The organism is Azospirillum aestuarii (assembly GCF_016632405.1).
GTDB lineage: Bacteria > Pseudomonadota > Alphaproteobacteria > Azospirillales > Azospirillaceae > Azospirillum > Azospirillum aestuarii.
Map to the genome: position 1 here is coordinate 42775 of NZ_JAEPIV010000007.1, position 15134 is coordinate 57908.

Below are 15134 nucleotides of genomic sequence, written 5' to 3' on the forward strand. Positions count from 1 at the left end.
GGCACGGTCCCCGCAGCGCGAGCTTAACCCTGCACTGCGCTTGGGTACAAGTCAGGCGTCCCTACACGAAGGACATAGGCGCAATGCCGGTTTCAAGCCCACAGCAGAACAGAAGTTGAGCTTCCGTATCGGCTTCGCACTGCGACAAGCTGTCGCAGTTTGATCGTACAGCGAATTGTCTCGGAAAATCAAGTTTTTAGGCTTGCACGCCTGGGACGCGGGACGCAAGGGACCTTCCGCAGGCGGCGCCGTCCGGTCGCCGTCCGCGCTGCGGTATCCCTCCACCGTGTTAGATCCGAAAAGCTCCGCGGCCGTCAGTGCCCGCTGGTGATGACCTTGCGGATTCGGCGCACGCCGGACCAGACGAAGGCGATGACGATGGGAATCATCAGCCCGACGAGCAGGTCGGGATCGACCTTCATGCCGAGTCCCTTCACGCCCTTGGCCGCGTAGCCGACGATGCCGACGAGGTAATAGCTGATCGCCACCACCGACAGCCCCTCCACCGTCTCCTGCAGGCGGAGCTGCAACTGCGCCCGCTTGTCCATGGAGAGGAGAAGCTCGGCATTCTGCCCCTCCACGGCGATCTCCACGCGGGTGCGCAGCAGGTCGCTGGCGCGGGCCACGCGCTGGGACAGCGCCTGCAGGCGCGATTCCACCGCCTCGCAGGTGCGGATCGCCGGGGCGAGGCGCCGGTCCATGAACTCGCCCACCGTGGGCAGGCCTTCGATGCGGATCTCGCGCAGCTCGACGATGCGCTTTTCCACGAGGTTGTAGTAAGCGCGCGCCGCGCCGAAGCGGTAGGCGGTTTCCGCCGCGATCTGCTCGGTCTGGGCGGCCAGCAGGGTCAGCCGGTCCAGCAGTTCCCGCTCGTCGTCCAGGCCGCGCAGGGTGGCGATGCGGGTGGTCAGGTCGGCCAGATCGGCCTCGATCGGGCCGATGCGCGGCAGCACGCCGCGCGCCACCGGCAAGGCCAGCAGCGCCATCACCCGGTAGGTCTCGATCTCCAGCAGGCGCTGCACGACGCGGCCGGCCTGGTTGGCGGTCATCGCGTGGTCGGCGATCAGGATGCGCGAGAAGCCGTCGCCATGGATGCGGAAGTCGGTCCAGGCCGTCGCCGCCCGCCCGGAGATTCGCGTCCCGATGTAGCTCGGCGCGCCGAACATCGCCGCCAGCATGTTGGCCGAGGGCTCCGGCGATTCGGCGTCGAGCACGGCGACATGCACGCCGACCATCAATTCGCCCGGCAACCCGGCCAGCCACTCCTTGGGCACCGCGTTCAGCGCCGGTTCCAGGAAGGGATCGACCAGCACGCCCGCCGGGGACGCGGCGCCGGGACGGAAGACGGTCCAGGTGGAGAATTCGGTGTGCCGCTCCCACTTCAGGCGGAAGCTGCCGAAGGAGCCGCTGTAATGGGTGGCCCCGGCGGGCGGGCGCGGCACGCCGGCCCAGTCGCACAGCTTCTCCAGGTGCAGCCGGTCGGCCTCCGACGCGCCCTCCCCCGACAGCATCGCCAGCATGGTGGCGCGCACCGGGGTGGACAGCACCTCCGGCGGACGGGTGTGCACCTCGTTGGTCAGCGTCACGCGCAGGGCGTGGTTCTTCAGGGGATAGGCGAGGGAGCGCGCGTCTCCGTTGCCGGTGCGGCCCATCGCCAGCGCGTCGTCGGTCATCGCGGCCATTCCCCTTCCAAGCCCCTTCCGCCCAAAGACGACGAGCCTTGCCGGATGGGCCGCCCGTCGCCACACTATATGTCTGATCTTAGACCACATCGCGGTTGCGGGTGCGAGAGCGCCGGTGCCGCATCGTTGTCCTACGATAGACCGATAGCCCGGAGTCCCCATGAGCGCGCTTGCCGTCACCGACGATCTGTTCTTCAACCGCGCCGGCCTGGACCGTTCCCGTGTCGAGGGGGTGGTGGCCGACGCGCTGCGGGGGGCGGACGACGGCGAACTGTATCTGGAATATGCGCAGAGCGAATCGCTGGGCTGGGACGACGGCAAGCTGAAGGCGGCCAGCTTCGACACCACCCAGGGATTCGGCCTGCGCGCCATCGCCGACGAGGCGACCGGCTTCGCCCACGCCTCCAGCCTGTCGGAGGACGCCATCCGCCGCGCCGCCGCGACGGTGCGCGCCGTCCAGGCCGGGCACGCCGGCACCTTCGCCGAGCCGCCCGCCGGCACCAACCGCGCGCTCTACATCCCGGACAACCCCCTGCCCCTGGTCCCCTTCGAGGCGAAGGTGAAACTGCTGGCGGAGATCGATGCCTACGCCCGCGCCAAGGACCCGCGGGTGCGGCAGGTTTCCTGCTCGATCAGCGGCGAGTGGCAGGCGGTGCAGATCATCCGCGCCGACGGCGTGCGCGTGGCCGACCTGCGGCCGCTGGTCCGGCTGAACGTCTCCGTCGTGGTGGCCGAGGGCGACCGCATGGAAACGGGCGGCTACGGCGGCGGCGGGCGCGTCACCTACGACCACTACATGCAGCCGGAGACGTGGCGGGCCTTCGTGGACGAGGCGCTGCGCTCGGCGCTCGTCAACCTGTCCTCCGTCCCGGCCCCGGCTGGCGAGATGACCGTCGTGCTCGGCAACGGCTGGCCGGGCATCCTGCTGCACGAGGCCATCGGCCACGGGCTGGAGGGCGACTTCAACCGCAAGAAGACCTCGGCCTTCGCCGGGCTGATGGGCCAGCGCATCGCCGCTCCCGGCGTGACCATCGTGGATGACGGCACCATCGAGAACAGCCGCGGCTCGATCACCGTGGACGACGAGGGCACCCCCGGCCAGTGCACCACGCTGATCGAGGACGGCATCCTGGTCGGTTACATGCAGGACCGCATGAACGCCCGGCTGATGGGGATGCGCCCGACCGGCAACGGACGCCGTCAGAGCTTCGCCTGCCATCCCATGCCGCGCATGACCAACACCGTGATGCGCCCCGGCGCCTACGAGCCGGAGGAGATCATCAAGTCGGTCAAGAAAGGCCTCTACGCCAAGAACTTCGGCGGCGGTCAGGTGGACATCACCAGCGGCAAGTTCGTCTTCTCCGCCAACGAGGCCTATCTGATCGAAGACGGCAAGCTCGGTCCGGCGGTGAAGGGCGCCACCCTGATCGGCAACGGCCCAGACAGCCTGACCCGCGTGTCGATGATCGGCAACGACACGAAGCTGGACCCCGGCGTCGGCACCTGCGGCAAGGACGGCCAGGGCGTCCCCGTGGGCGTCGGCCAGCCAACCCTGCGCCTGGACGGCCTGACCGTGGGCGGCACGGCGGCCTGACCGCCGCCGCCACCTTTCCTTGCTGCATTTGGAGGTTTCCCCGTGTCGTCCCTCGCGCTGGTTTCGACCTTCTGCCCCGACCGCGTCGGCCTCGTCTCGGCGGTCACCGGCCATCTGTTCGGGCTGGGGGCCAACCTGCGCGACGCGACCTTCGCGGTGATGGGGTCCGGGGCGGAATTCTCGGCGGTCTGCGAACTGCCGGACGGCGTCCCCGTCGGGGAGGTGCAGGAAGGGCTGGCCAGCCTTCCGGAGTTGGCGGGCGCGCAGATCAAGGTTACGCCCTTCGACTTCGACCCCAACCCCGGCCCGCTGGCCCGCATCACCCACCGCGTTGAGGTGTCGGGCGGCGATCAGCCCGGCCTGATCGCGCGCCTGTCGGAGATCTTCACGCAGTTCGAGGCGAACATCGTCCGTCTGGACGCCCAGACCCTGCCGGAGCGGGAGGGAGGTCATTACACCATCCGCTTCGCCGTTTCGATCCCGCCGGAGCGCGCCGGCACCTGCCTGTCCGCCATTGCCAACACGGCGGAAACAATGGGCCTGACCTGCACCGCCGAACCGCTGTAACGGTCCATTCGCTCACCCCGCGTCTCCCCTCTCCCCGAGGGGGCGAGGGATAGGGGTTGCATTCATACGCATGAAGATGCCATGGATCGGGAACTTTCCCCGACCATCTCCACCATGGCGTGAACCGCGTTCTCCTCGTCCTGGCGCTGTCCTTTGCCACCCTGCCCGCTCGGGCGGTGGGGCTTGAGGCGACCCTATCCGACTGGGGGACCGCCGGGCTGATTCAGACGCCGACGGCACGCGGCCTGCCCGACGGCACCGTCACCGCCGGACTGACCGCTCTCGGTGGCCTGCACCGTCACGTCTTCGCCGGGGCTCAGCTTCTGCCGAGCCTGGAAGTCACGCTGCGCGACAGCAGCTACCCGAGCTGGCACGGCCTCAGCGAGCCGGGGGTGGACGCCAAGCTGCGCCTGCTGCGCGAGGGGCCGTGGTGGCCGGCGCTGGCGGTCGGCGGGCGGGACGTCACCGGCGGCGGGCTGGACCTGCCGGGCAAGGGCCGCTTCGCGGGGGAGTATCTGGTCGCCTCGCGCCGCTGGTGGGACGTCGATGTCAGCCTGGGGATCGGCTGGGGCAGGCTCGGCGACTACGGGCATATCCGCAACCCGCTGCGCTTCCTCGGCGGGCGCTTCAAGCGCGACCGCGACCCGGCGAAGGCGTCGTCCCGCGGGCCGGAGGCGTGGTTCACGGGAGAGCGCGCCGCCCTGTTCGGCGGCGTCGAGTGGCACACGCCGCTGGACGGGCTCAGCGTCAAGCTGGAGTACAGTGCCGACAGTTTCCGCGCCCAGCAGCAGGACGACCCGAGCTTCCGGCCCGGCCTGCCGCTGAACGCCGGCCTAGCCTACCGACCCTGGAACTGGCTGGAGCTGGGTGCCGGCGTCGAACAGGGATCGCGCGCCATGCTGCGCCTCGCCGCCCGCTTCGACCCGCGGGACGTGGCCGACATCAGACCACGCACGCCGCCACCCGCGGTCGGCGCCCGTCCCGCCTCGCCGGACGCCGCCCTACCCGCACCGGACATCGCGGCCCTGGCCCGGCTTCACCGGCTGCCCGCCTGCGCCGCGCTGATCGACGGTGACCACGCCACCCTTTGGCTGGACCCGGCGGGCGCCGGGACCGCTCCGCTGGCGCGGGAGGTTGGGCGCGCCGCGCGCCTGCTGGCCGACGGGGCGCCGCCGGAGGTCGAATGGCTGACCGTCGTCACCGGCAGCGCCGGGCTGGACGGCACCGCCGTCACCCTGTCGCGCCGCGCCGTGGAGCGGGCGGCCGGCAAGCGCGGCAGTCCCGAGGAGATCTGGCGAACAGCCCGCGTGGACCGCTCTGCCGGCCCTCCGCCGGACTGGTCGGCGCCCTTGACCCTGTCCGTCGTTCCAACCGTCGAAGCCAGTCTGTTCGAACAGAGCGCGCCGCTGGTGCAGCGGACCTATGGCGACGCGGTGCTGACGGGGGAACCGCTGCGCGGGCTGGTTCTCAGCGGCGGGCTGCGGTTGAACGTCAGCCACAACCTCCACCTCCTCGACACCAACGCCATCCCGGCGGCGGAGCCGGTGCGCAGCGACCTGCCGCGCTACGCCGACCGCATTGCCGCGGTCGAGCGGCTGTACGCCGCGTGGCTGGCCGCGCCCTCCGCGAGTTGGAGCACGCGCCTGTCCGTCGGCCATTTCGAGGAGATGTTCGGTGGTATGGGAGCGGAGGCGCTGTACCGCCCCCTGACGGCGCGCTGGGCGCTCGGGCTCGACCTCAACCGCGTCTGGAAGCGTCCGCCCGACGACGTGCTGCGCCTTGCCCCGGAAAGCGGGCGGAACACCGGCCACGCCAGCCTCTATTGGGAAGCACCGGGGGCCGCCACCACAGGTGTGCTGCGGCTGGGCCGCTATCTCGGCGGCGATTGGGGCGGCACGGTCGAGCTGATGCGCGCCTTCGACGGCGGCATCCGCCTGTCCGCCCAGATCACCTGGACCGAGGGGCCGGAGGGCGCGCAAAGCCGCTACGGGGGGCGGCTGGATCAAGGCATCGCGCTGACGATGCCCTTGAATCCCGGCGGCTCCTGGCCGCCGGACGGACGGCTGGGGACCGCGGTGCGCACCCTCGGCCGCGACGCGGGGCAACGGCTGCGCCAGCCATTGCCCCTGTACGACGCGTCGGTCACGGCGGGTTACGGCCGCCTGACCGGATCATGGCCGAGGCTGATGGAGTGAGCCGCGGCGGACCGATGATCAGCGGATTTCGGAGATCGTGCCGGTCTTGGCATCGAGCAGCACGGTGCTCCAGGTGCCGTTGGCCGACTGAGCCTCCGCCACGTAGTTCTCACCCTGCTTGCGGAAGTCGCGGACCGAGGTGAAGCCGGCGGCGCTGAAGTAATTCAGCAGCGAGGTCTGCATCAGCTCCTTGCGGTTCTGGCCGCGCTCGGCGCGCTGGGTGGTGTTGGGATCGACGTTCATGATGACCTGCCGGTTGCCCTGCATGGTGTTGGGCATGGTGCCGGTGGCCGAGCCGGTGGTCCCCATGGCGCCGCTGTTCGGCATGCTGTTGTTCATGTTCCCGGTCGAACCATAGGTGCCGGGCGCCCCATAGGTGCCGGTGCTGCCGTAGGTGCCTGCGGCGCCGGACCCAACGGTGGACTCGGCGGTGCCGCTGGTCACACGGTCGGGCATGCGGCCGTCCGGCATCCGGTTCTGGGTCCGGTCGCTCCACGGGTCGGCCCGCTCGCCGGGCAGGCTTTCCACCTGCGGGCTGGTGGTCGGCAGGCCCGAGGGGCTGGAGCGCTCGTAGGGAACCTGCGGCGCGTTGTTCTGATAGGTCTGGGCCATCGCGGCGGGAGCGGCCGCAAGGGTCGCGGCGAGAACGGCGAGGGACAGTTTGGCGTTCATGGCATCCTCTTCTCTCGATACGGCGTCTCGCACCGCGGCTGCGGCGCTGCGCCTTTTCGCCCGCCCGGCCGGAACCGAGCAGGCTGGCGACCCGACAACAGCGCTCGTCGACCGTTGTTGCGGTCAAGCCAGCGTTATCGGGATGCCCCTCCTCCTTTTGGGACCGACCCTACCCAAAAAAAGCTCTTTACTGGAGCGGGGTCCGGGAACCTTTCAGAGCGAAGGCGTGTTCTGCACAATACTGACACGCTCTTCACAGAGTAGGACGTTCAACAGACTGCGCGCCGGACGAGCCGTAATGCGCTTCGGACCGAGCGAGGGAGGTTAGGATGCTCTATTGGGCACTTGTTTTCTTCGTGATCGCGCTGATCGCCGGCGCACTCGGTTTCGGAGGAATTGCGTCAGCCTCTTCGGGCATTGCGCAAATCCTGTTCTTCCTCTTCCTGATCCTGTTCGCGGCGAGTTTGATTCTGGGCCTGGTCAGGCGCCGCTAGACCCAGCACCCGCCCGGAACCGTCCGGGCAGGCGTTTCCCACAGCGCGCCCTTGCCCGGCCTTTCACGTCTCGGAAGGTCAGGCTCGCGATTACCCCCAAAGCCTCTCGATGTTAGCCTCGCACCTGACCGGCAACGCCCCATTCGGAGCGTTGCCGGTTTCTCTGTGCGGTCAGCCGTGAGCGGATGCGGAACGCGGCCAGAAATGCGGACAGGTCAATCGTCGTCGGTCGGGCTGTGCCCTTCCATGAGCTGGCGCAGGGCACGGCGGCCGCGCGACAGGCGCGACTTCACGGTGCCGATCGAGATGCCCAGGATATCGGCGGCCTCGCCATAGGAAATGCCCTCGAGCCCGATCAGCAGGACCACCTCCCGCTGTTCGGTCGGCAGCAGGCCGAGCGCGCGCTTCAGGTCGCGCAGTTCCAGCCGGACGAACTGCCCGCCATGGGCGGCGCCGATCGCCGCCTGCCCTTCCCCGTCGATGTCCACGACCGCCTGCCGACGACGGATGCCGTTGATGTGCAGGTTGCGCAGGATGGTGAAGAGCCAGGCGCGCAGATTGCTGCCGGGCCGCCAGAGATGCAGGCGCGACAGGGCGCGCTCCAGGCATTCCTGAACGAGGTCGTCGGCCAGCGTGGCGTCCCGCACCATGGCGCGGGCGAAGCGGCGCAGGCGGGGAATCTCCGCCTCGATCTGCGCGATGATCGCCGGATCGGGGGGCGCCAGCGGTGCCGAGGGTGTTTGAGCCGCGTCCTCGGCGGCCGGATCGTCGATTTCGACGCCCTCCTCGGCTTCGACCGCAACGTTCAACTCGTCCTCGTCCGCACGGCGGCTTGCCATCACCGGCTTGAGGGCGACGGGGTCAAGCGGCGCGGGGCTGCTTGCCGGACGGCGCAAGGAACTCGCGACGTGGTTCGCCATCGGTGGAACGCTGCCTCCCTGTGTACCGAAAGATGTCCCGATCATGTCGGGCGCGTCTGAAAACGCCCGAACCATCGCTCCGGCCCCCGCCTTGCGCCGAATGCGCGCGGGGCGTAACCGGATTCTCCAACGACAATCGTCGGTCCATCAGTACGTAATGGCGCACCACGGGGGCTGCCAGTTGGGAAAAAGGCTAAGCCCCTTAACAATTTGGCGAGATTACCCCTAAATGCCATGGATCGTCCGATTGCTCCCGTAGCATTCGGTCAGGGATGAGGTATCGTCTCCGGACATACGGGAGGCTTCATGACTTTGCTCAAAAGGAAAAGGCCGGATGGCTTTCACCAACCGGCCTCAAATCTCCTTTGCGGGATAGCCATGTCCATGGCCAACGATGAATTCGCTCATTCATCCTTCCGCAGGTCCGCTTCCAGCGGTTCTTCTTCTCTGTATAGGCGGCGTTTCCGTCCCTTAGCGGAAGTCTTATTTCATTGTGCTCCGCTTCCTCTGTTGGCCGGAACCATATCGCATTACGTCTTTCGTGGACAGCCGGACGTTGGCGCTAGTGCGCTGATCTTCCCGCATACGCCGAAAGACCGGCCGACTTCACCAATCGTCGAAAGCCGCTTCAAGGCGGTGAAAACAGCGGCAACGCTGGCGGCCGGCGGACTGGTTGCATCCTTTCTGACGGTGCTTCCGGCCATGGCACAGGAGACGTCAGCCCAGACGGCCGCAGCGCAACCACCCGCTTTCCAGAGCACGGGCGAGCGCACGATCCGCGCCTTGGAGGCGCTCGCCGGCAAGGGCAGCGCCCGCGCCCAGTACGAACTGGCCATGCGCTACGAGGTCGGCAAGGGCGTGAACCGGGACGAGCGGATGGCCCTCTCCCTTTATTGCCGGGCGGCCCGCCAGGACTACGCCGAGGCGGCCTACCGCGCCGGGCGCATGCACATGGCCGGGCGCGGCGCGGTGTCGAAGGACGAGGATCTCGGCCGCTCCTGGCTGCGCCGCGCCGCCCAGCTGGGCAATGAGGACGCGGCGCAGATGGTCAAGCCGGCCAATGCCACCAGCAAGGGCGCCTCTGGCAAGAGCGCGGCAGGCAAGGCGCCCGACCGCTGCGAACCGCCGAGCGTGCGCTGGGGCGTGATCCGCATGCCGCCCAAGGAAATCCGCGCCATGGTCACCAAGATGGCCCCCAGCTACGGGCTCGACCCGGATCTGGTGCTGGCGGTGATCGCCGTGGAATCCGGTTACCGCGTGGATGTGGTGTCGGAAAAGAACGCCATGGGGCTGATGCAGCTGATCCCCGAGACGGCGGAGCGCTTCGGCGTCACCAAGCCCTTCGATCCCGAGCAGAACCTGCGCGGCGGCATGAAGTATCTGCGCTGGCTGCTGGCCTATTTCGACGGCAACGTGACGCTGGCGCTGGCCGGCTACAACGCGGGCGAAGGGGCCGTGCTCCAGTACAAGGGCGTCCCGCCCTACCGCGAGACGCAGGACTATGTGGTGAAGGTCCACAGCGTCTACCCGCGCCGCGTCCATCCCCACGATCCCGGCGTGGTCCGTTCCGCCGGCCTGCCCGCCGCCAAGCAGGAGGAGGTCGCCGAATTGAGCGTCTCCCGTCCGGGCGCTTCCACAAAACGGTGAAGCGCTCCCGCCGGCTTTTCCCGTATCATGCGGGAAAAGCCGGCGATGGGGATTGCGGATGGGCAACGTGGACGGGACGGGTTCCGACAAGCATTACTGGCACCAGTACATCGACACCTACCGTCAGGCTTTCCAGACGCTGGGCCCGGTGCGGATCATCCTGGAATACGGGGTGTTCCGGGGCGATTCGATCCGTTGGCTGCGCTCCCAGTTTCCGGACGCCTTCATCATCGGCGCCGATATCCTGGAGCCGCAGCCGGAATGGCCGCAGGACGACCGCATCCAGTATGTGCGGTTCGACCAGAACGATCCCGAGCACATCGGGCGCAGCCTGCGGGCCAACGGCATCCTCTTCGACCTCATCATCGAAGACGGCAGCCACATCCCCCAGCATCAGGCGTGGTGCCTGACCCAGTCCCTGCCCCACCTGCGCAGCGGCGGCCTGTATATTCTGGAGGATGTTCACACCTCCCACCCGGACCACAGCCTCTACCAGGCCTATTGCGCCGATTACGCCCAGCCCCCGGCCACCAGCCTCCAGCTGCTCCTCGCCCTTCAGCACATCCGAGCGGCGGGGATTCCCTTCACCGACGCGATGGCCGCTGGCTTGGCGTCGAAGGATTTCTTCACGGCGGAGGAGGTGAAGGCGCTGCACGCGGACATCGCCGGGATCGAGCTGTACCGGCGCACCCGCCTGCCCCTGCACTGCTACAAATGCGGTTCCAGTGATTACGATTACGCGGCGATGCGCTGCCGCTGCGGCGTTGCGCTCTACGAGACCGCGGACTCCATGTCCTTCCTGATCCGCAAGACCTGAGGGGGACACGGCTGGATGGCGCCGGTGCATGGTGTGGAAACGACGACGGCCCGCCGATTGGCGGGCCGTGGATCGTTGGTGCCGGAAAGGATGGCGTCCCCTAGGGGATTCGAACCCCTGTTACCGCCGTGAGAGGGCGGTGTCCTAGGCCTCTAGACGAAGGGGACCTTCATCGGGCGATGCTCGGTTGCCAGCCGAACGAAAGTGGCGTCCCCTAGGGGATTCGAACCCCTGTTACCGCCGTGAGAGGGCGGTGTCCTAGGCCTCTAGACGAAGGGGACAGTCTTTCGTCGTCTGACGACGTGGCGTCGTCGGCGTGGCGGGTTTTTAGCGAACCCACCCGGCCCGATCAAGCCTTTTCTGACAGACCTTTGGCGATTTTCAGAAAAGAGTTCACGACGGCCTGCGGCGTGTCGAAGGCGGTGACCAGACGCAGCAGATCGCCCTCCCAGCGGTAGAAGCGGTAGCCCGCGGCCTCCAGCCCGTCGGCCACCGCCGCGGGCAGGCGCACGAAGATCTCGTTGGCCTCCACCGGATGGGCCAGCTCCGCACCCGGCAGCGCGGCGAGGCCCTGCGACAGCCGGTCGGCCATGGCGTTGGCGTGGCGGGCCAGCCGCAGCCACAGATCATCGGCCAGCCAGGCGTCGAGCTGCGCCGACAGGAAGCGGCCCTTGGACACCAGATGCCCCGCCCGCTTGCGGCGGAAGCCGAAATCCTCGGCCAGCGCCGGGTTGAAGAACACCACGGCCTCCGCGGCGAGGCAGCCGCCCTTGGTGCCGCCCAGCGACAGCACGTCCACCCCGGCCTTCCAGGTCACATCCGCCGGGGCGCAGCCCAGCCGGGCCACCGCGTTGGCGAAGCGGGCGCCGTCCATGTGCACGGCCATGCCGTGGGCGTGCGCGACGTCGGTCAGGGCCGCCACCTCCTGCGGGCGGTAGACCGTGCCGGCCTCCGTCGCCTGGGTCAGGCTGAGGGCGGCGGGCTGCACCCGGTGGACCACGCCGATCCCCGCACCGCCGAGCGCCGCGGTCAGCGCGGCGGCGGTCAGCTTGCCGCCCTCCCCGGCCAGCGGCACCAGCTTGGCCCCGCCGGTGGCCATCTCCGGCGCGCCGCACTCGTCGACGTGGATGTGGCTTTCCTGGTGGCAGTAGACCGCGCCGTAGGGTGGGACCAGGGCCGACAGGGCCAGCGCGTTGGCCGCCGTCCCGGTGGCGACCGGGAACACCGTCACCTCCGCCTCGAAAAGGGCGGACAGGCGGCGGGTGACGCTGGCGGTCAGCGGGTCCTGCCCATAGGGATCGGCGGACCCGACCGCGGCCGCGGCCAGGGCGTTGACCACCTCCGGCGCCGCGCCGGCCACATTGTCGCTGCGGAAGTCATAAACCGACGGATTGGTCATGGCGCGGCGGCTCCGGCGGCGACGGTCACGACGATGGCGCCGGTGCGCGGGTCCATCACATACAGGCGGTCCGCGGCGTCCGGTATGGTGACGCGGAAGACGACGCGGTTGCCCACCGCCACCGGGTCGCCCAGGCGCGCGCCCGCCGGCAGGCCCAGCGTGACCTCCTCCGTCCGGCCCGCGGGAGCGGCGGCGCGCTCGGTGTCGACGGCGGCCCGGCGCTCCGGATCGCTGATGCGCTTGTAGAGTTCGACGCCGAGGAACGCGAAGCCGGCGATGATCATCACGCCCATGATGACGATGAGTGCCTTGAGGAACTGCACGGTTTGGGGTCCACTCTCGCGCGAATGTGAGGAGTTTTGCCGAACGATGCCCGAACGCACCGAAATCGACGACGATGAGGACGAATACACCGGAACGCAGGACGGCGAAACCGGCGATGGCGCGCGGCACCGCTGGAGCGTTCCGGACGAGGCTTCCGGACAGCGGCTCGACAAGGCCCTGGCGGCGGGGCTCCCCGGCCTGTCGCGGTCGCGCGTGCAGGCGCTGCTGGAGAAGGGCTGCGTGCAGGACGGCAACGGACGGACGGTCACGGACCTTTCGATGAAGGTCAAGCCCGGACAAACTTTCGACGTTTTCATCCCCGAAGCTGAACCTGCACAGCCCGAAGCCCAGGACATCCCCCTGGACGTGGTCTATGAGGATGAGGACGTGTTGGTGATCGACAAGCCCGCGGGCATGGTGGTCCACCCCGCCGCCGGCAATCCGGACGGCACGCTGGTCAACGCCCTGCTCGCCCATTGCGGCGACAGCCTGTCGGGCATCGGCGGCGTGCGGCGTCCGGGCATCGTCCACCGGCTCGACAAGGACACCAGCGGCCTGATGGTCGTCGCCAAGAACGACCGCGCGCACCACGCGCTGACGGAGCAGTTCTCCGGCCGCACGCTCAGCCGCACCTACCAAGCGCTCGTCTGGGGCGTCCCCTCCCCCCGCGAGGGGCGGATCGAGGGCAACATCGGGCGCAGCAGCAGCGACCGCAAGAAGATGGCCGTGGTCACCGGCGGCGGCAAGCACGCGGCCACCCGCTACCGCGTCGTCCGCTCCTTCGGCACCGCGCTGGCGCTGGTCGAATGCACGCTGGAGACCGGGCGGACCCACCAGATCCGCGTGCACATGGCGCACATCAGCCATCCCATCGTGGGCGACCCGCTCTATGGCAAGGGGCGTGCCGGACGCGCCGGCGGCAAGCACGCCTCAGCCCTGCCGGAACCCCATCGCGACCGGTTTGTTGGCTTTCCACGGCAGGCACTGCACGCCGTCGGGCTGACCTTCCGGCACCCCGCAACGGGGGAGACGGTCCACTTCCAGGCGCCGCTTCCCACGGATATTAAAGATTTGTCAGATTTCTTAGAATCCCTGTAATCCACTATACCCGCGCGCAGAAGTCGGTTATTCTTCGCGTCAACAGCCACCAACGCTCACGCTTGCATCCGGGACCATCCCCGGCGGATCGAACGGGCAAGCGGACGGCGAGGCGGCGCAGAACAGTGAACGGCCGTGTGCCCGTGAGAAGGCACGAAGAACAGCCGTCGGAGAGGGTCCAACATGGCGACGACATCCAGCGTTCCGGTCATCAGTTCCGAAAGCAACCTCTCGCGCTACCTCCAGGAAATCCGCAAGTTCCCCATGCTCGCGGCGGAGGAGGAGTACATGCTGGCCAAGCGCTGGCAGGAGATCGAGGATTCGGACGCCGCGCACAAACTGGTGACCAGCCATCTGCGGCTCGTGGCGAAGATCGCCATGGGCTACCGCGGCTACGGCCTGCCGCTGTCGGAGCTGATCTCCGAAGGCAACGTGGGCATGATGCAGGCGGTGAAGCGCTTCGACCCCGACCGCGGCTTCCGGCTGGCGACCTACGCCATGTGGTGGATTCGCGCCGCCATCCAGGAATACATCCTGCACAGCTGGTCGCTGGTGAAGATGGGCACCACGGCGGCCCAAAAGAAGCTGTTCTTCAACCTGCGCCGCCTCAAGGGCCAGATGCAGGCCATCGAGGAGGGCGACATGTCGCCCGAGCAGGTGCGCCACGTCGCCACGACCCTCGACGTGCCGGAGCAGGACGTCGTCAACATGAACCGCCGCCTCAGCGCCCCCGACCATTCGCTGAACGCGCCGCTGCGCGCCGACAGTGAGGGCGAGTGGCAGGATTGGCTGGTGGACGAGACGGCGAACCAGGAAATCTCCCTGGCCGAGAACGAGGAGCTGGGCAAGCGGCGCAAGCTGCTGACCGCCGCCATGGAGAACCTGAACGAGCGCGAGCGCGACATCCTGGAGGAGCGCCGCCTGCGCGACAACCCCACCACGCTGGAGGATCTGTCGCAGAAGTACGGCATCAGCCGCGAGCGCGTCCGCCAGATCGAGGTGCGCGCTTTCGAGAAGCTCCAGAAGGCCATCCGCAACGCCGCGGTGGAGCAGAAGCTGGCCGGCTGATCTTAGCCCTCTCCCTGTTTTCGGCGGACCGAAGGTCCGCCTGTCGCGTCAGCGCAAACTTCGTTTGCGCGTGAGCGGAGGGGAGAGGGAACTCCCTCACGCCCCCGCGGGTTCGGCCATCTGGTCCTGCTCGTCCGGCGAGAGGCCACCGGCCTCGTCGAACAGGTCGCCGGCTACCTCCGGTCCCCATTCCTGGACCAGACCGACCTTCACGTCCTTCAGCGCGCTGACCCGCTTTTCGGCGCGCATCACCTCGAAATTCGCCACCATCGGCGGAATCCCGAAATAGAGCGCCCAGCCGATCGCCGCCGACCCGTACATCACCAGCCAAGCCAGCGGGTCCATGAAGATCTTGCCGGCGGCGCCGATCGTGTGGTTGTGCTTCCACAGCTCGATGGCGTAGGGCATGCAGCCGCAGAAATTCAGCCCGCCGACGGTGATCGGCGCCGATTTCTCGGGGTCGCGGTCGGTGACGTAGGCGACGATGGTCGGAATCATGCCGATGCCGAACAGGATCGACGTGGGCAGCACCACCAGACCCGCCGGGATGATCAGCAGGATCAGCGTCAGCATGCTGCCCTTGCGCTTCTTCTTCTTTCCGCCGCTCTTGCCGCCGCGCGCCATGGGTGCCACCCGATCCTTGGTTTGAAGGCCGCC

At 68.4% G+C, this 15134-nt stretch carries 14 protein-coding genes and 2 tRNA genes; 8 read left to right on the forward strand and 8 right to left on the reverse strand.

Annotated elements, in window-relative coordinates:
* Positions 1-314 precede the first annotated feature (314 nt).
* The gene (locus tag JJL56_RS14920) at positions 315-1682 is read right to left on the reverse strand and encodes a DUF3422 family protein (RefSeq protein ID WP_345772581.1); all 1368 of its coding nucleotides are present in this window, start codon (positions 1680-1682) and stop codon (positions 315-317) included.
* Positions 1683-1842: 160 nt separating this feature from the next.
* On the opposite strand from JJL56_RS14920, the gene tldD reads away from it, so the two are divergent.
* The 3 genes from tldD (at position 1843) to JJL56_RS14935 (ending at position 6038) form a co-directional block, all read left to right on the forward strand.
* Positions 1843-3276, forward strand: a complete 1434-nt coding sequence (tldD, locus tag JJL56_RS14925) for a metalloprotease TldD (RefSeq protein ID WP_145626475.1) — start codon at positions 1843-1845, stop codon at positions 3274-3276.
* A 42-nt stretch (positions 3277-3318) separates the two neighbouring features.
* Complete coding sequence (locus tag JJL56_RS14930) at positions 3319-3843, forward strand: glycine cleavage system transcriptional repressor (protein WP_145626474.1); 525 nt, start codon at positions 3319-3321, stop codon at positions 3841-3843.
* Between the two features lie 119 nt (positions 3844-3962).
* Positions 3963-6038: a YjbH domain-containing protein gene (locus JJL56_RS14935; RefSeq protein WP_200485526.1), complete on the forward strand. Its 2076-nt coding sequence runs from the start codon at positions 3963-3965 to the stop codon at positions 6036-6038.
* Between the two features lie 18 nt (positions 6039-6056).
* Here JJL56_RS14935 and JJL56_RS14940 read toward each other — a convergent pair whose 3' ends face one another.
* Positions 6057-6710, reverse strand: coding sequence for a hypothetical protein (locus JJL56_RS14940; RefSeq protein ID WP_145626472.1), 654 nt, complete (start codon positions 6708-6710; stop codon positions 6057-6059).
* A 329-nt stretch (positions 6711-7039) separates the two neighbouring features.
* On the opposite strand from JJL56_RS14940, the gene JJL56_RS14945 reads away from it, so the two are divergent.
* The gene (locus JJL56_RS14945; protein ID WP_035674837.1) at positions 7040-7204 is read left to right on the forward strand and encodes a DUF1328 domain-containing protein; all 165 of its coding nucleotides are present in this window, start codon (positions 7040-7042) and stop codon (positions 7202-7204) included.
* A 215-nt stretch (positions 7205-7419) separates the two neighbouring features.
* Here the strand turns inward: JJL56_RS14945 and JJL56_RS14950 are convergent, their stop codons facing one another.
* Positions 7420-8043 (reverse strand): sigma-70 family RNA polymerase sigma factor, encoded by a 624-nt coding sequence (locus JJL56_RS14950; RefSeq protein ID WP_247889483.1) that lies wholly within the window; start codon positions 8041-8043, stop codon positions 7420-7422.
* 783 nt (positions 8044-8826) lie between these two features.
* Between JJL56_RS14950 and JJL56_RS14955 the strand changes: the two genes are divergently transcribed.
* Complete coding sequence (locus tag JJL56_RS14955; protein WP_200485527.1) at positions 8827-9771, forward strand: transglycosylase SLT domain-containing protein; 945 nt, start codon at positions 8827-8829, stop codon at positions 9769-9771.
* Between the two features lie 58 nt (positions 9772-9829).
* Positions 9830-10588, forward strand: coding sequence for a class I SAM-dependent methyltransferase (locus tag JJL56_RS14960; protein WP_145626470.1), 759 nt, complete (start codon positions 9830-9832; stop codon positions 10586-10588).
* Positions 10589-10679: 91 nt separating this feature from the next.
* On the opposite strand, the gene JJL56_RS14965 is transcribed toward JJL56_RS14960, so the two are convergent.
* The 4 genes from JJL56_RS14965 to JJL56_RS14980 all read right to left on the reverse strand — a co-directional run bounded on the left by JJL56_RS14965 (position 10680) and on the right by JJL56_RS14980 (position 12310).
* A tRNA-Glu gene (locus tag JJL56_RS14965) sits at positions 10680-10755 on the reverse strand.
* A 38-nt stretch (positions 10756-10793) separates the two neighbouring features.
* Positions 10794-10869 (reverse strand) — tRNA-Glu (locus tag JJL56_RS14970).
* 68 nt (positions 10870-10937) lie between these two features.
* A complete protein-coding gene (locus tag JJL56_RS14975; protein WP_200485529.1) occupies positions 10938-11987 on the reverse strand; it encodes a threonine aldolase family protein in 1050 nt (349 codons plus the stop codon).
* Positions 11984-12310, reverse strand: a complete 327-nt coding sequence (locus tag JJL56_RS14980) for a hypothetical protein (protein WP_145626468.1) — start codon at positions 12308-12310, stop codon at positions 11984-11986. The genes JJL56_RS14975 and JJL56_RS14980 overlap by 4 nt, the downstream gene beginning before the upstream one ends.
* 46 nt (positions 12311-12356) lie before the next feature.
* Between JJL56_RS14980 and JJL56_RS14985 the strand changes: the two genes are divergently transcribed.
* Positions 12357-13409 carry an RluA family pseudouridine synthase gene (locus tag JJL56_RS14985; protein ID WP_200485530.1) on the forward strand — a complete coding sequence of 351 codons (1053 nt, stop codon included), beginning with the start codon at positions 12357-12359 and terminating at the stop codon, positions 13407-13409.
* 183 nt (positions 13410-13592) lie between these two features.
* Positions 13593-14477, forward strand: coding sequence for an RNA polymerase sigma factor RpoH (gene rpoH, locus JJL56_RS14990; RefSeq protein WP_145626466.1), 885 nt, complete (start codon positions 13593-13595; stop codon positions 14475-14477).
* 96 nt (positions 14478-14573) lie between these two features.
* Here rpoH and JJL56_RS14995 read toward each other — a convergent pair whose 3' ends face one another.
* Positions 14574-15101, reverse strand: coding sequence for a hypothetical protein (locus JJL56_RS14995; protein ID WP_145626465.1), 528 nt, complete (start codon positions 15099-15101; stop codon positions 14574-14576).
* Between the last annotated feature and the right edge of the window lie 33 nt (positions 15102-15134).

Coding starts and splice junctions, on each gene's coding strand:
- JJL56_RS14920 (WP_345772581.1), bottom strand. CDS start 1,682: ATGGCCGCGATGACCGACGACGCGCTGGCGATGGGCCGCACCGGCAAC.
- tldD (WP_145626475.1), top strand. CDS start 1,843: ATGAGCGCGCTTGCCGTCACCGACGATCTGTTCTTCAACCGCGCCGGC.
- JJL56_RS14940 (WP_145626472.1), bottom strand. CDS start 6,710: ATGAACGCCAAACTGTCCCTCGCCGTTCTCGCCGCGACCCTTGCGGCC.
- JJL56_RS14945 (WP_035674837.1), top strand. CDS start 7,040: ATGCTCTATTGGGCACTTGTTTTCTTCGTGATCGCGCTGATCGCCGGC.
- JJL56_RS14950 (WP_247889483.1), bottom strand. CDS start 8,043: ATGGCAAGCCGCCGTGCGGACGAGGACGAGTTGAACGTTGCGGTCGAA.
- JJL56_RS14955 (WP_200485527.1), top strand. CDS start 8,827: ATGGCACAGGAGACGTCAGCCCAGACGGCCGCAGCGCAACCACCCGCT.
- JJL56_RS14960 (WP_145626470.1), top strand. CDS start 9,830: ATGGGCAACGTGGACGGGACGGGTTCCGACAAGCATTACTGGCACCAG.
- JJL56_RS14975 (WP_200485529.1), bottom strand. CDS start 11,987: ATGACCAATCCGTCGGTTTATGACTTCCGCAGCGACAATGTGGCCGGC.
- JJL56_RS14985 (WP_200485530.1), top strand. CDS start 12,357: ATGCCCGAACGCACCGAAATCGACGACGATGAGGACGAATACACCGGA.
- rpoH (WP_145626466.1), top strand. CDS start 13,593: ATGGCGACGACATCCAGCGTTCCGGTCATCAGTTCCGAAAGCAACCTC.
- JJL56_RS14995 (WP_145626465.1), bottom strand. CDS start 15,101: ATGGCGCGCGGCGGCAAGAGCGGCGGAAAGAAGAAGAAGCGCAAGGGC.